This window comes from Thermocoleostomius sinensis A174 (genome assembly GCF_026802175.1).
Taxonomy (GTDB): domain Bacteria; phylum Cyanobacteriota; class Cyanobacteriia; order Elainellales; family Elainellaceae; genus Thermocoleostomius; species Thermocoleostomius sinensis.
This window is the reverse complement of the sequence record NZ_CP113797.1, coordinates 1919944-1935288: the sequence shown is the minus strand read 5'-3', so window position 1 is coordinate 1935288 and position 15345 is coordinate 1919944. Positions and strand designations below refer to the sequence as shown.

Genomic DNA, 15345 nt, shown 5'->3' with positions numbered 1-15345 from the left:
GAACTCCTCGACCAATGGACGATTCTCAGCATGGCATGCCTGCGAAATTAGCTTACAAACGTTTCGATTCTCGCAACCATTGAATCAAGTTTTTGGGAAGAGTATCACTAACTGTTTTGTAAATGTAGCAAGTTAATCCTGCAACATAAAGGAAGTTAGGATTGCCAGTCGATGGATGACTCGAAACTGTCTACCTCTAAGAAAGGGCAGGCTTGGAGGAATTGTTTAGGGTCAAGGGGCGGTTCTTGACCCACTAATCGAGTTTCAGTGAAGACGTAACCGAGCGCCACCTCGATCAGAATGTTCCATCGAGCGCCGGAACGCAGCGTTCGCAAAGCAGCGGATGTGATTTTGATTCACCCACATGCGTCGAGTAATTCCAGCAGCGATCGCACTTTTCGCCCTCGGCATCGACGACGCCAATTCCCAGTGCATCTGATTGGAATTGGTATTTTAATCCGGCCAGGCGATCGGGCGTTTCCAGCAATTCCACCTGCGAGGTAAGGAATAGATAGCGCAATTCATCAACGCGATTGCCGCCGCTTAAGCTATCCGCTGGGTTCATCGAGGCTAGTGTTTGCCGCAGATCCAGATCGGTGACATATAGTAACAGCTTGGCTTCCAGCGAGGAGCCGATCGCCTTGTCATTGCGGGACTGTTCTAGCACGCGGTTGACTTCCTGCCGCACTTTGCGCAACTGCTCCCAGGTTTTCGCAAGTTCCGGCTGTTTCCAGGCGTCTTCCAGTTTCACCCAACCCGCCTCAAACACAGATTGGTAGGGCGTTTTGTAGGGCAGGTATTGCCAAATATCTTCGGCCAGGTGAGATAGAACTGGCCCGATCGATCGGGCCAGGTTTTCCACGGCCACCGCCAACACGGTTTGGCAACTGCGCCGCCGTGCCGCATTAGGAGTGCTGATATACAGCCGATCTTTGGCAATATCCAAATAGAAGTTAGACAGATCGACGACGCAAAAGTTTTGCACCGTCTGGAAGAAGCGGAAGAACTGATAGCTTTCAAACGCATCGGTAACGTCAGCAAACACCTCGGTCATGCGGTGCAGCATATAGCAATCGAGTTCCGGCAACTCAGCATAGGGAACGGACTGTTGAGCGGGATCAAAATCATGCAGGTTGCCCAGCAGAAATCGGGCCGTATTGCGGATTTTGCGATAGACATCGGCAATTTGCTTGAGGATGTTTTTCCCGATCGCCATATCAGAAGAATAATCCACCGACGATACCCACAGCCGCAGCACATCGGCTCCGTAGGGCGGTTCCTCTTTCTGGTTTTTGCCACCTTCGATGACGATCGCCGGATCGATAGTATTGCCCAGCGATTTGCTCATCTTGCGTCCCTGTTCGTCCAGCGTGAAGCCGTGGGTGAGGACAGTTTTGTAGGGAGCAATGCCGTTGACGGCTACACTGGTGAGCAAACTGGACTGGAACCAGCCCCGGTGCTGATCTGAACCTTCCAGATACATATCCACCGGATAGACTAAGCCTCGCTGTTTAACTACCGCTGCCCAGGACGAGCCGGAATCGAACCAGACATCCATCGTGTCGGTGCCTTTGCGGTAGGTGCGGCCATCGTGGCGGTACTTCTCCGGCAATAGCTCCTCGATCGACAGTTCCCACCAGGCATCCGAGCCTTTCTCCGCAAAGATCTGCTGAATGTGATTCAAAGTATCTGCGTTGAGCAGCGGCTCGTTAGTGGCTTCGTCGTAGAACACCGGAATCGGCACACCCCAACTGCGCTGACGAGAAATGCACCAGTCCGATCGCTCCGATACCATCGCTGTGATGCGGTTTTCGCCCTGCGCTGGAATCCATTCGACAGAGCCGATCGCCTGCATCGCCTGATCGCGGAAGCCGTCTACTGAGGCAAACCACTGTTCGGTAGCGCGGTAAATCACGGGTTTTTTGGTGCGCCAATCATAGGGATAGCGATGTACATAGTCTTCTTCCTTCAGCAGCGATCCCGCTTCGGACAACGCTTTGATGATGGCTGGATTAGCATCTTTGAGGACATTTAGCCTGGCAAACGGACCCGCTTCTTCGGTAAAATTGCCCAGATCATCTACAGGAGACAAAACCGGCAGTCCATAGCGCTGACCGACGGCAAAGTCGTCCATGCCGTGCCCCGGAGCCGTATGCACCAAGCCTGTACCAGATTCGGTCGTGACATAGTCGCCGCCAATCACGATCGGGCTTTCGCGATCGAACAGGGGATGGCGATAGGTGCTGTGTTCCAGATCTTTACCAGATACGGTGGCTTTGACGGTCAGTTCTGTAGCAAATAGTTTGGATAAGCGCTCCACCAGTTCTGTGGCTACAATCAAATAGCGGAACGGCAGGTTTCCACCCGCAGCTTCCACGACGGAATACTTCAGATCGGGATTGACGGCAACCGCCAAGTTGGCTGGAATTGTCCAAGGAGTGGTAGTCCAGATGGCGACGCCCAGTTCTGAGAGATAGGGCTGAAAGGCAGCAGCAGCCTTAGACAAACTCACCACCGGAAATGCAGCATAGAGACTGCGCGACGTGTGTCCATCGGGATATTCTAATTCCGCTTCGGCTAAGGCTGTTTGAGAACTGGGACTCCAGTAGACGGGCTTCAAGCCGCGATAGATATAACCCTTCAAAACCATTTGCCCAAATACGCCAATCTGCGCCGCTTCATATTCCGGCAACATCGTGAGGTAGGGATGATCCCAATCACCCCAAATTCCGTAGCGCATAAAGCTTTGGCACTGTTGCTGCTGCTGTTCCAAGGCCCAGGCTTTGGCTTTGCGACGCAGTTCCAAGGGCGTTAGATTTTTGCGCTCCTCCGGCTTCATGGCTTGCAGCACTTTCAGTTCGATCGGCAGTCCATGACAGTCCCAACCAGGGATGTAGCGCACTTTGTGTCCCTTCAGCAGTTGATATTTGTTGATAATATCCTTCAGCGTTTTGTTGAGGGCATGACCGATGTGCAATGCGCCGTTGGCATAGGGCGGACCATCGTGCAGAATGAAGGGTTCCCCCGGATTGCTCTCAGACAATTTCTCGTAAATTCGGTTCTCTTTCCAGAAGGTTTGCAGTTCCGGCTCGCGCTTGACGGCATTGGCGCGCATGTCAAACTTAGTCTGCGGTAGATTAACAGTGTCTTTGTAGCTTCCAGGTTCTGTGAGAGTCACGGGTAAATTATTAGAGAAAATGCAGGGGACATTGTAAAGATTGTATCGAACCATTATCGGCTAGAAGCTCCTTCATCGCCAACTTTGATTCAGGATTTTAATGACACAGGCGTCTTGACCCAATACTAAAGACTCTGCCAATGTGTCTAATGCGTCAGGGGTTTCGTCGTCTAATGGTGGATCAAATACAATCTCGTAGTGCAGCGCAGGATTCAGCCGTCGCAATGCCCGTAAATGTGCCTCCGCATCATGGCGTTTGCGAAACCGCGCCACCACCGATCGCTGCATCTTGGGCAAAAGCTGGATAATGCACCAGGGAGAGAGCCGATCGCGATAATTCATGTGCCACCCCCCAGAAAGCTAAATTCGCACAGCAACGAAGCCGTCGATCGCGGCTGCCGAGTGGTAGCCAAATAAGGGTACTGACGTTTTCCAGATGAGGTCAATGCGGCTCGGAATCGCCCACTGTCTAATCCAGTCAGCTAGCGCGAATCACGGCGACTTTTCTTTTTCGATCGAACTCCCTGACCAAACCCCTTGGGGGCTGCATTGATCTTTGCACCACTTTTACCGGACGTTTTAAGATGGCTACTGAGTTCTACGGCTGCATGGGCTGGTTCACGGGCAAGGGATTCTGGGCGATGAGCTTTTAGTTGATCGTGAACAACCTCCTGAGAAAGGTTTTGTTCAAGCCGTTGCGACACTGGCGCGATCGAGTAAGCCGACGTACCGTTCTCCTGTGAGACTGCATTCAAATTATTGGACGCCTCATGACTCGATTGCTCAGAACTCGCTGCATCGGGGTCAACACAGACCGAACGGCTTGCTTCAAGGGCATACGTCACCTCAGAAGCCACTTCCCACGCAACAGAATCGATCGAAACGGCGGGTTCTGTCATTGCAGGCATCCAGTTAGGATCGGGTTGCGGAATTTTGGGTTGAAACCTGATCGGTTCTGAACAGGGTAGCTCGGCATCGGTAAGGCGACTAATGCGATCGGCAATGCTTTCGGGCAATACATAAATTGGGGGTAACACAGTCTGCCGAGACACGGCTGCTTGAATCAAACGAGTGGTGTGATCGGGCAACAAGTGGGGCAGCATACCCGAAGCCGCAGATTGGACAGATGCACGCTGAGGTGAGACACTTGCCGTTGCAAGGGTGGCGATCGAACTGGAGTCAAGTACAGATGGCTTTTGCCAAGTTTGCTTGCGGTCAAGTGGCGGCACAAACCGAATGGAACGCGCCATTTGTCGATACGGTTCGAGGTGATCTGTTGGCATAGTCCTACCCGCTATATAAGCAATTCCAATACAACAGTTGATCTACTCAAAAGACAACTGATGTGGCGACACTATAGCAAACGACTTTTTAAACGATCGACAACCTGACGCGATTGTTATGTTTTGTCACAGTTTTTAATCAATACATTGTCGCTATTCAACTGCAAAACCGCTATAAAATATAGCGACGCTAGCTTGAATGTTGATTTTTGATTCGGTTTGAGTTCTATGGCTGATGATTCCGGTCGTAAAGACCAGCAGCACCCGCTCTATAGTGGCGATCGGCAGATTGTCAACTCGCTGCTGAACGACCAACCCACAGATTTTAATTTAGCGGAATTGGCGCGCCTACGCATTCGCTATCGTGGCTTTCCAGGAGCACGAGACATTCAAACCGATTTAGACACTCTTCTAGAAAAATGGCAGCTAACTGAAGAAGACCTGTTCCAGAAAACTCGTCAGCTTCATCAAACAGCACAAGTATATCGAGGCAGAGCAAGCCAACGTGAAGATTGGAGCTAGCCCTAACCTGGGAGCCAATACCAATGACGGGAATTGAATTACTGTATCCCCTTAGCTGGGAAGATGTGGTGATCCGCCTTAGTTTAGCAGTTATTTTGGGTGGTCTCATTGGCTGGGAACGAGAGGTGGACAGTAAGCCAGCCGGACTGCGAACGCATATGCTCGTGAGCTTAGGCTCAGCCATGCTAGTGATGACTGCGGTCCAATCGGGAATGGTGCGAGAGACAGCTGACACCATTAGTCGCATCATTCAAGGTATTGTCACAGGAATTGGTTTCCTGGGAGCAGGAGAAATTGTCAGCGTCTCTAACTCTGAATCTGGACAAGTACGAGTGCGTGGTTTAACCTCAGCCGCTGCGATTTGGGTCGCAATGGCGATCGGGATTGCGGTCGGTTGTGGACTATGGCAAATTGGCACATTCGGAGCGATCGCCACCTTTGTTATTTTATGGGGAGTGAAAAAAATTGAAACTCGCCTAGGTAGACGTTAGAAGCGCTACACCTGTACAAACAAATCGTAGAGCGACAGCAAAATTTCCACCACAATCAGAATCACCACATACCACTCTACTCGCAGTCCAGTGTTGTGCTGAAGCAAATCCAAAACCGTTTCGGCTGTACGAGAAATCAATTCTAGCTTGCGCTCTAGGGCTAGATGGCGTTCGCGAATTTCATATTCATTTTCCAGGCGTAAATAGAGCCGCTCTAGTTCTGGTGCATCCCACAACAGTTCCGGTTTATCAATGATTTCGACTCGGCCCACAATTTTGTGCTGAATCGACAACGCTCGGCCTAATTGCCGCAGTACCTCTTTCCCCCAACGTTCATCGCGCGTGGTGCGCTGTAAACTATCGGCAAAGGGTTCAATTTGATCAAAAATTTTACCTGTTCCTGTTTCGTAATGAGCCAGAACAACACTCTTTGCCAAAATATCAGCCACAATTTGTACTCGTTCGATGCTAAATTCCTGTAGCCAAATCACGCCATTCTCTACCCGTCCTCCGCCAGATTGGTCACGCTTTAAGATGGCTTCTTCGGTTTCAGATGAAGCAAACGGTTGCCGCACGAATGGTTTGAGATAGGTTAGAAAGGATGCTTCTTCAACCGGTCCTAGCCCGAAGACAACCACGGCTCCATAGCGAAACAACACAGCGCATCCTTGCTCTCCGGCTGTCACTACAAGGGGCTGTGTTCCTAAATGTTCTGTTGTCTCTAGGGCTTTTAAATCTAGAGATTCTCCTAAAAAGAGAGCACGGCACTTGAATGAATCTTTGTCTGTAAAAATTGGATTTGACATACATCACTTTATCGGGTGAAAACCGATCGCGCGATTCTCCCCTATTGTTCAGACTGGTAATAATCCTGTGGGTTAACGGAATCGATAGAACTCTTGTCTCGATTAATGCAGCCTGCTTTATCGGTATATTTACAAACTTTTGCCCAAAGCGCAGCACGGGTTCCGGGTGGGCCAACGGCAAACAGTACCCGATCGCCTGTCACCAGCTTTTGAATTTTTACTCCGCAAACTGGACAAACCTGGATTCCACGTTCAGACATATCGATCACTCGCTCAATCACAAACTAAATGGTGTCTTTGGTGTATGCCCATTCTCTATTGGGTTGCACAATATACCGACCCCTCCCAACCTCCCCTCGTTAGGGAGAAGAGCCGCAGGCAGTAAGGGGAATTCTAGGCAGCCTGACAAAGAATTGGCATAGCACCAAGGATTTATCTAGGCTACCTCCTTTGAATCTAGCCGAAAGTATCATTTCATGAACAAGCTGTCTTCCACTATAGCGCTGTCCTTCTTGTCCTGTTATCAGCCTCCACACGGTGGAGACGACCCATCGTCATTGAAAAAAGAGAGGGGCAGCGTACAACTACCCCTGACACAAAACTGAGAAGTTCGTTATTTTGTAGCCATGTAAAGGTGATTAGAACCGTTTTGCTCATCAAAGCTATCCATTTCGGGTTTTAACCCTCTGAAACAGCCCTAACTATCTCATCCATTGCCATAAAGCATTATTGCCAAACCAACACTTTTGCTTCATATTCCGGTAGGTCAATTGTTAAACTACCGTTTTGCGTATCTACATCATAGTTGCCGGTCCATTCGTGCCACGTGCCATCAGCAGGGAAGTTGGAGATAGTGTAGTTGGCCAAATAGTTATCGGAAAAATTGACTACGACCACGACTCGCGAGCCTTCTTCATTCCAGCGACAATAGGCAAACACGCGATCGTCGGCATTTTCAAAGCAGAAGTCGATATTTTCGGTATAAAGCGCATGATTCGACTTGCGCAGATGGATCAAGCCTTTGTAGTACTCAAATAGCCCTTTGTTATCATCATTACCGAGCAGTTGCCAGTCAATTTTTGCCGATTCGATCGTCTTAGATTTGTATTCGCCAAACTCCTCACCCATCCAGATCATGGGAATTCCTACTGCGGTCATTAGTAGCGCCGCCCCGAGCTTAGCTCGCTTAAAGGCAGCTTGATCAAAAATCTCGAAGTTGCCAAACTCCGCTAGCAAATGATTGTGGTCATGATTGGTCAGATAGTTGACCACGTTCGTCGCGCCTAAAAATCCCTGCCGCTTGCAATCAATCACGTTCTTCAATTCTTCTAAATCAAACCGTTCACCGCACAGATGTGGAACGATCGTGTGGTAGAAGCTGTCGTGCCAACAGCCATCCATGGGCCCATCAAAATTGGTAATACTCGGATCTTCAGGAATATACTCTGCTACGTTGTAAAAGGGTTTTGCTCCGGCCGTATTCTTGGTTTCTTGAACAATCCAATGCAAGAAATCATAGTTACCAATCTGCCGAGATGCATCGTAGCGAATTCCATCGATATGATATTCGCTAATCCAGAAACGAACCGTATCGCCAATGAACTTACGAGCAGGATAAGTATCTAAGTTTTCGTCATAGTGTTCGTAATTAAATTCTGGACCCCAATTAAACTCTGGATCTTTTGGATCATGATGATACCAATAATCGTGATCGATTTGGGTTAATGGGCTTTCGGCTTCGGAGTGATTGTAAATTCCATCCATCAGCACCCGAATACCACGAGCATGACACTCATCGATGAAATGTTTGAGATCTTCTGTAGACCCATAGCTCGATTCAGTGGCAAAAAAATAGCGGGGATTATATCCCCAACTATAGTCACCTGGGTATTCCTTAACTGGCATTAGTTCGATCGCATTGATGCCTAACTCACACAGATAATCTAACTTCTCAAGAGCATGCTTATATTTGCCGCGGGGATGGGGGTCTGGTTCGCCTCCCGAAAAGTCAGCAACGTGCATTTCGTAAATGACCAACGCCTGATCCGGAGGCAGAGGCTTATCATCATGTTGCCAGACATAAGTGTCAACAATTTTTCGCCCGTCCTTAATGCGAACAATGCCGTTTTGTGTAGGGTTGTCAATATCCGTTGCATAAGGATCGACAACATCAACCCAACTGTCTGGTTCAAAAAACCAACTCCTAGAGCGAACGCGAAATTTGTATTGATAATCGCCGTCCTCTAGGTCAACCGTCGCTCTAAAATAGCCATGATTGTCTTTCTGCATGGGAATTTCTTGCCAATCGGAGAAAGAGCCGATCAGGGCCGCTTCCTTGTTGTACGGTGCAAACAAGGCGAATTCAATAGGTTTTGGCATAGAAGTTAAGAGAGTTGAAGGATTAAATTACATAATGCAGCGTGCTCCCTAATTGTTGAACTACAGAATCTCAAGTCACATCTTTCTACAGACAGAACTGTATATTCACCAGAAGATCTGTCTGTGGACAGTCTAGACTTGCAAATTGCCTCTGTAGGATGAGAATGACATTTAATACGTAACCAGGAGTTCGGTATGACGAACGCAGATGAATCTACTAAAAAAACCGATAAAATTACAACGCCCTACGACACTGAAAGTGAAGAATCCTTTGATGCTAAAGTGATGGAAGAAGAAATTGAGATGGGCGATCGTCAAGCTCCATCTGCAAACGTAGAAAGTGACTACGAAAACGCCAAGAAGTTCAGCGAGCCTGATAGCGATTCACAGCAGAAAGTTGACAGCTTATAAGCTGCACTTAAAGCAAAGGACAACGAACAGTGAGCGAAAGAGCTAGCCGCTCTAACTAGTTGCCATTTGTGTGTTCCTAGTTCATTTCTCTTCTCATTTGACCAGATTATATAGACCCCTCATGGCGAGTCTAAGCTCGCCTTTTTTGTGGCAGTAGATGGCAACGGAAAAACAAGACAACGAGAAGGGATGAAATTCTAGACGCAGGGATTAGATAATCATCCTGCGGCGAATTTTAGCAAAACTTCAGAAACTTGCAGCACAGTTTTATTTCGTTAGTATAAAAAATAGTAGGAAAAGTTTTGAGTGTAGATTTTACAACGCTAGATAGAGAAGGAAAAGCACTAGAGAAGGAGTAGTTGATGTCGCATAACAAGAATTTCGTATAAGGAGTGTTAAGAAGCGTATCTCCAATCCTGAAAGCAAGAGACAATTGCAGGGAATAGTAGAAAGATTCGTTTCAGGAATCTTTGAGGAGTAAAAGTTGTAATGTCAACCATCTACTTTGCCACTAATCGCAATCCGCTTCCAGTCGATAATCCTAGCGATTTCGGCAGCCAGTTTAGTCCAGATGGGTTGGCGAACTTACGCTTTGGACGTGCTGAAGTCACAGGCGAAGACTTTAACCAAATTCAAATTCAAGTTGCACCAGAAAACTTGTTTAGCGATCCGCCGCTCTTAGGAAGTCAAACGATTTTTGAAGAAGTACGTCGCGAAATGCAGGAAGAAGCCGAAGATACACTAATTTTCATTCACGGATTCAACACGTCGTTTCGCAATGCACTGCGGCAAGTCGCTCAAATTCATCAACGGCTCACGGCTGAAGATCCACTCAATCCTGGTAATCCATTAAAGCTGAATATGTGCTTGTTCTCCTGGCCATCGGACGGCTCGTTGTTGTTGACCGATCCTCGATCGCAAAATGCGGTTGCCTATCGCAACGATCGGTTAGACGCAGCGGCATCAGGTGCTGCCTTTGCGCGTGGCTTTCTCAAAATTGCCGACTTTATTATGCAAACTCAGCCTGAAGAACGCTGTGAACAACGACTACATTTGATGACGCATAGCATGGGGGCCTATGTATTACGTCATGCAGTACAAGAAATTCGCACATTTGTGGGCAATCGGATTCCCCGCATTTTTGATCAAATTCTACTGCTAGCAGCAGACGAAGATGATGATGCGTTTGATCATGACCATAAGCTGCACTTGTTGCCACGCACCACTCGCCATGTCAGCGTATATTTCAACCGCAATGATTTAGCGCTGTGGGCCAGCGATCGCCTCAAGGGAAATCCTGCAAGACTGGGCACAGATGGCCCCCTACAGCCGCTACAATTACCACGCAATGTGTATCCAGTCGATTGTACAGCGGTGGTTTCCCGCTTTGCTGATCCAACTGAGCATAGCTATCATCTTAACGTCGATCGAGTAGTCATCGATATACGACAAGTGTTGCGCAATCGTCCGGCTGATGAAATCCCTGGACGACGGTATGTAGCCGATTCCAATCGTTATCGTCTTTTAGAAGACTATCGGTAATCTAATTTATCCTACTAGGTAATCTAATTTATCCTATTAGTAGTATGAGTTTAGTAGTATGAGTAGCATATCAATGAGCTATGAATAGTAGAAAAATGACTGCTATTTCAGTCACTTGAACAGTAACAAGATAAGCATGGTATTAGATTTTGAACTGAGCGCCTGTGATTACTACGATTGGTGACAAATTAGTGTTTCAGCAGGAAGGGCTTAGTTAAACTAAGCCCTTTACTTCGGTCAATTTGAGTTATGCAATCCAAGGAGAGAGTGAATCGGGATTAATATTCAGGGTTTTATAAGAGGGAAGATAGGGAATCCCTCGATAAATCAGATGCATCGATCGAGTGGTGATGGGTGTATCGGCAATAGGAGCAGAAATTTCATAGGCTACACCGCGATAGGTTGCAAATCGCTGACCCAGATGACGAGCGATCGATTGAGGATTTAACTGATGAGGATTTAACTGATACTGACAACCGCGATAAGTGAGTTCCATAAGATTCTCCATTATGTTGAGGACTATACTTGTAACTGCGAACTATGTGCATTCACTGCCATCAGACAAACCAGAAGTCGCTGTTCTGTGGCTGATGCTTGAAGTATGTCAATCAATCGAGAAGAAATAGAGAACGCTTTGAACAACTAGGGGCAAAAAATAGGGGCAAAAAAAGCCGTCCAACTTGCTGCTGAGAATATATAGCCCAATCAGTAGCGCAAACAACAGCAACCATGCTAAAGGATGATGCCAAAGTATACTAAAAGTCTGGTGAACTCAGTCTGAATCGTCTGGGCACTATTTAGCGGTGGTAACAGTCCAGAAGTGGCAGCAGGATAGTTTAGATAAAGTTGAATGAATATTGATTCAAGATGGCTAGGGCTAAGCAGCATCGTGTTCAGCGTTGCTGCAATGGGAGGAACAACGATCGTGTCAACACTGGTGTCAACCGCGTCAGTGGCGTGGGCTGAGGAGCAACCGTTGTTTGTGGCTTATCCCAGTAATGGACACGAAACCAGCGCCCCACAGATTTTTTTGATTGGGACGGCTCCTCCGGAGGGGGAGGTGACGGTCAATGGTCAGCGGATCAATCGCAGCCCGGCGGGTCATTTTGCGCCTAGCTTTCCCCTAGAGTTCGGCGAGAATGTGTTCACGTTGCAGTATCAAGACCAAACCTTAACCCTAGTGGTGAATCGTGTTGCCGCCGAACCGCCTGCCCCAGTGGGAACTGCCTTTGGGGACGGATCATTACTTCCTGCGGCGGAAGTTGCTCGGCTGCCCGGTGAACTTGTTTGCTTTAGTGCCATTGCCCCCGCTAATGCTGAGGTAAGTGTGGTCTTGAATCAACAAACGATTCCCCTATCGCCACAAACCGATGCGGTTACTTTGCCGCCCAACTCTGCGGTCTTAACTTCGCAAAACCAGCCGATCGCGGCTCCGACCACGATCGCCACTTCCTATGAAGGCTGCACTAGCACAACCCAACCCGGTGATTTGGGCACTCCCCTATTTCAATTAACCCTGAATGGTGAAACAGTGCAGGAGCCGGGAACCGGACGGGTGCGAATTCTGTCGCCTTCCGACTTGCCAGTGATTGAAATAACGGCGGAATCGGGAACAACCCGTACCGGACCCAGCACCGATCACTCTCGGTTGACACCCTTACCTCAAGGGACGCGAGCCGCCGTTACAGGTCGGGATGGCGATTGGTTGCGACTAGAGTATGGTGCTTGGATTCGCCAATCAGACACTCAACCGTTAACCACTACCGTGCCTCCCCGCAGTCTGATTCGCAGCATTCGGGCTACCCAAACAGAAGGATGGACAGAGATTGCCTTTCCGCTACAAGTTCCGGTTCCAATCAGCGTACAACAGGGCGATCGCACTTTTACCCTAACCTTGCACAACACCACAGCCCAAACCGACACAATCTTGCTTAATGATGATCCGATTATTGAGCGATTAGATTGGCAACAAACAACCCCTGAACAAGTGCAATATCAATTCAACCTCAAATCGGTGCAACAGTGGGGCTATAAACTTCGCTATGAAGGAACCACGCTGGTGCTGTCGTTGCGACATCCTCCCGAGCAATCAACCCGACGACCGCTTGCAGGGGTTCGCGTCTTGCTTGATCCGGGGCACGGCAGCGATGCAGACTTGGGTGCCCGAGGTCCAACGGGATATCCCGAAAAAGATGTCACGCTGGTTGTGTCAAACTTGATTCGCGATCGGCTGATTGCACGGGGTGCAACGGTGCTCATGACTCGCGAAGGCGATATTGATTTATATCCCCAAGATCGAGTAGCGCTGATTGATCAATTAGAACCCACGATTGCCCTTAGCATTCACTATAATGCCTTGCCCGACGCCGGCGATGCTGAAAATACCGCAGGCGTTGGCACGTTTTGGTATAATACTCAAACCCATAGTCTCGCTGTTTTTCTGCACAACTACCTGGTCGAAACACTCGATCGCCCATCTTATGGTGTGTTTTGGAATAATTTGGCCTTAACTCGACCGACAGTCGCTCCGGCGGTGTTGCTGGAGTTGGGGTTTATGATTAATCCCAACGAGTTTGAATGGATCGTAGACCCTAGCGAACAAGAAAAACTAGCAGAGGCGATCGCGGCAGGGGTAGAACAGTGGGTCATACAAACAGCGGCTGTTGATGCCAGTGTTAACGTTAGTTCGGGATCAGAGTAAGGATCGATTGGAGCAGTAATTGGTTTGTGCTGGATGTTTGCCCAAATGGCTCGGCTTGAACCGCGATGTGACAGGGTTCAAAGAACCGAGTAGTTGGCATTAAGGGTCAATATCCGTGATGGCATCTGGCTGGGTCAGGGTCGATCGCCCAGAGATCATCGCCGCAGCGATTGCATCAACGACTTTGGCGACCGGAATAATTTCTAGATCCAGGTTAGTTGTCACTTGGCTAGCAGGAATGACGGCTCGTTTGAAGCCCAACTTGGCAGCTTCCTTCAAGCGCAGTTCCATTTGCGACACGGGGCGCACCTGTCCACCGAGTCCTACTTCGCCAATCAGTACCGTAGTAGGATCAACGATTCGATCGCGGAAACTGGCTGCCACAGCTACTGCCACCCCCAGATCGGCGGCAGGTTCAGCTACGTTTAATCCTCCTGATGCCGATACATACGCATCTAGCTTTGAAAGGGGAATGCCGACGCGCTTCTCTAACACCGCCAAAATTTGCAGCAAGCGGTTGTACTCAATACCCGTGGTCGATCGCCGAGGCGAAGAATAGCTAGTGGGGCTAACGAGAGCTTGCAACTCTACCACAATTGGCCGAGTACCTTCACAAGCCACAATGGTCGCAGTTCCCGGCGTTTTTTCATCACGATTACCCAAAAACAATTCTGAGGGATTTTTCACTTCTTCTAATCCCACATCTACCATTTCGAATACGCCTAGTTCATGCGTAGCACCAAACCGATTTTTCACCGATCGCAGCAGTCGATGGCTGGCAAACCGTTCGCCTTCAAAGTACAGCACTGTATCCACCAGATGTTCCAGCACTTTAGGCCCGGCGATCGCGCCTTCCTTAGTCACATGTCCGACAATAAATAGCGTGATGCTTTCTCGCTTGGCCACCTGCATCAGGGCTGACGTACACTCGCGTACCTGTGCCACTGAACCAGGGGCCGAACTGAGGGCAGCAAAGTAGAGCGCTTGAATACTGTCGATGATTGCCACCTGCGGGCGTAATGACTCTAGTTCCTTTAATACCGTTTCGAGATCAATTTCAGGCAGCAGGTACAAATCCGACGTCGGGCGTTGAGAGTTTAAATGTTTGATGTTCGCTGCACTCTGAGTTGCCTTCGCTTCCCTCTCTGTTTCCTGCCTGCTGCCAACACCCAACCGCTGCGCCCTCAACTTCACCTGCGGTCCTGACTCTTCTGCACAGACGTAGAGAACCCGGTGTTGCAGCGTCAACTGATTGGCCACTTGCAGCAGCAGTGTTGATTTACCAATGCCCGGATCACCCCCAATCAGCACTAACGAACCGGGGACAATACCGCCGCCCAAAACCCGATCGAACTCGGTGTAACCGGACGAAAAGCGATACTGAGACTGTTCAGAAATTTGCGAAAGGGGTAGAGCCGCAATCGACTGTGGGGCTTGTTTAGTTTGAGCTTTACTCGTAGAACGGGTGGCCAAGACCGCTGTGCGGCCATTCGAAGTCACTGGAGCCACGATCTTTTCCACCAGAGAATTCCATTCGCCGCAAGCAGGGCACTTGCCGAAATATTGAGGGAATTCTGCCCCACACTCGTTACACACATGCTGCGATCGTTGTTTTGGCATGGATACAATTTCTCAACTTTTCAACAACATTCTTAACGTGAATAGCCAGCGGTGTTTAAAAATATCGCCATCAAATCAAGTGTTATCAGATAACCTGCGTTCGATAAGTTCGCTGATAAACCTGTGACTGACCATGCGACTGACCAACTGTCACAGCAAAGCATGGCTCTCTTATATCCATATATTGCTTGAACTTGATCTCGCTTCCTAACCAATAAGAACATTTGTTCTATCCTTGATTATAGCTTGATGCCTTCTGGCTTTCGGAGATTGACAGGATTAAAAAACTGAGACCATTAAGATAAATCTTAAGAAACGTTGAAATGTAGATTTAATCAGAAGTTCAGCGTTCTATCTCCGATCGAATAGGCTAATATCTTAATGATAAAGTGATGAAAATTAATGATGAAAA

The 15345-nt window shown here is 48.6% G+C and carries 13 protein-coding genes; 5 read left to right on the top strand and 8 right to left on the bottom strand.

Annotated features, from left to right (window positions below):
- Positions 1-295 precede the first annotated feature (295 nt).
- The 3 genes from ileS to OXH18_RS08395 form a co-directional block, all read right to left on the bottom strand.
- Positions 296-3232, bottom strand: coding sequence for an isoleucine--tRNA ligase (ileS, locus tag OXH18_RS08405; RefSeq protein WP_315874640.1), 2937 nt, complete (start codon positions 3230-3232; stop codon positions 296-298).
- 18 nt (positions 3233-3250) lie between these two features.
- Positions 3251-3520: a hypothetical protein gene (locus tag OXH18_RS08400; RefSeq protein WP_268612071.1), complete on the bottom strand. Its 270-nt coding sequence runs from the start codon at positions 3518-3520 to the stop codon at positions 3251-3253.
- A 140-nt stretch (positions 3521-3660) separates the two neighbouring features.
- The gene (locus OXH18_RS08395; protein ID WP_268612069.1) at positions 3661-4461 is read right to left on the bottom strand and encodes a hypothetical protein; all 801 of its coding nucleotides are present in this window, start codon (positions 4459-4461) and stop codon (positions 3661-3663) included.
- 228 nt (positions 4462-4689) lie between these two features.
- Here OXH18_RS08395 and OXH18_RS08390 point away from each other — a divergent pair, with 228 nt between their 5' ends.
- Together OXH18_RS08390 and OXH18_RS08385 are read left to right on the top strand one after the other, a co-directional pair.
- On the top strand, positions 4690-4983 hold the full coding sequence (locus OXH18_RS08390; protein WP_268612068.1) for a DUF3288 family protein: 294 nt from the start codon (positions 4690-4692) through the stop codon (positions 4981-4983).
- Between the two features lie 23 nt (positions 4984-5006).
- Positions 5007-5474 (top strand): MgtC/SapB family protein, encoded by a 468-nt coding sequence (locus OXH18_RS08385; protein ID WP_268612066.1) that lies wholly within the window; start codon positions 5007-5009, stop codon positions 5472-5474.
- Between the two features lie 5 nt (positions 5475-5479).
- On the opposite strand, the gene OXH18_RS08380 is transcribed toward OXH18_RS08385, so the two are convergent.
- The 3 genes from OXH18_RS08380 to OXH18_RS08370 all read right to left on the bottom strand — a co-directional run bounded on the left by OXH18_RS08380 (position 5480) and on the right by OXH18_RS08370 (position 8659).
- Positions 5480-6280 (bottom strand): RMD1 family protein, encoded by an 801-nt coding sequence (locus tag OXH18_RS08380; RefSeq protein ID WP_268612065.1) that lies wholly within the window; start codon positions 6278-6280, stop codon positions 5480-5482.
- Positions 6281-6321: 41 nt separating this feature from the next.
- Complete coding sequence (locus tag OXH18_RS08375; RefSeq protein WP_268612064.1) at positions 6322-6540, bottom strand: hypothetical protein; 219 nt, start codon at positions 6538-6540, stop codon at positions 6322-6324.
- Positions 6541-7006: 466 nt separating this feature from the next.
- Entirely contained in the window at positions 7007-8659 is a 1653-nt protein-coding gene (locus tag OXH18_RS08370; protein WP_268612062.1) for an alpha-amylase family glycosyl hydrolase, read from the bottom strand.
- Between the two features lie 195 nt (positions 8660-8854).
- On the opposite strand from OXH18_RS08370, the gene OXH18_RS08365 reads away from it, so the two are divergent.
- Together OXH18_RS08365 and OXH18_RS08360 are read left to right on the top strand one after the other, a co-directional pair.
- Positions 8855-9070 carry a hypothetical protein gene (locus OXH18_RS08365; protein WP_268612061.1) on the top strand — a complete coding sequence of 72 codons (216 nt, stop codon included), beginning with the start codon at positions 8855-8857 and terminating at the stop codon, positions 9068-9070.
- A 489-nt stretch (positions 9071-9559) separates the two neighbouring features.
- Positions 9560-10612, top strand: coding sequence for an alpha/beta hydrolase (locus OXH18_RS08360; protein WP_268612060.1), 1053 nt, complete (start codon positions 9560-9562; stop codon positions 10610-10612).
- Between the two features lie 247 nt (positions 10613-10859).
- Here OXH18_RS08360 and OXH18_RS08355 read toward each other — a convergent pair whose 3' ends face one another.
- Positions 10860-11108: a DUF4278 domain-containing protein gene (locus tag OXH18_RS08355; protein WP_268612059.1), complete on the bottom strand. Its 249-nt coding sequence runs from the start codon at positions 11106-11108 to the stop codon at positions 10860-10862.
- Positions 11109-11519: 411 nt separating this feature from the next.
- On the opposite strand from OXH18_RS08355, the gene OXH18_RS08350 reads away from it, so the two are divergent.
- Entirely contained in the window at positions 11520-13313 is a 1794-nt protein-coding gene (locus OXH18_RS08350) for an N-acetylmuramoyl-L-alanine amidase (RefSeq protein ID WP_315874690.1), read from the top strand.
- Between the two features lie 99 nt (positions 13314-13412).
- On the opposite strand, the gene radA is transcribed toward OXH18_RS08350, so the two are convergent.
- The gene (gene radA, locus OXH18_RS08345) at positions 13413-14933 is read right to left on the bottom strand and encodes a DNA repair protein RadA (protein WP_268612057.1); all 1521 of its coding nucleotides are present in this window, start codon (positions 14931-14933) and stop codon (positions 13413-13415) included.
- Positions 14934-15345 lie beyond the last annotated feature (412 nt).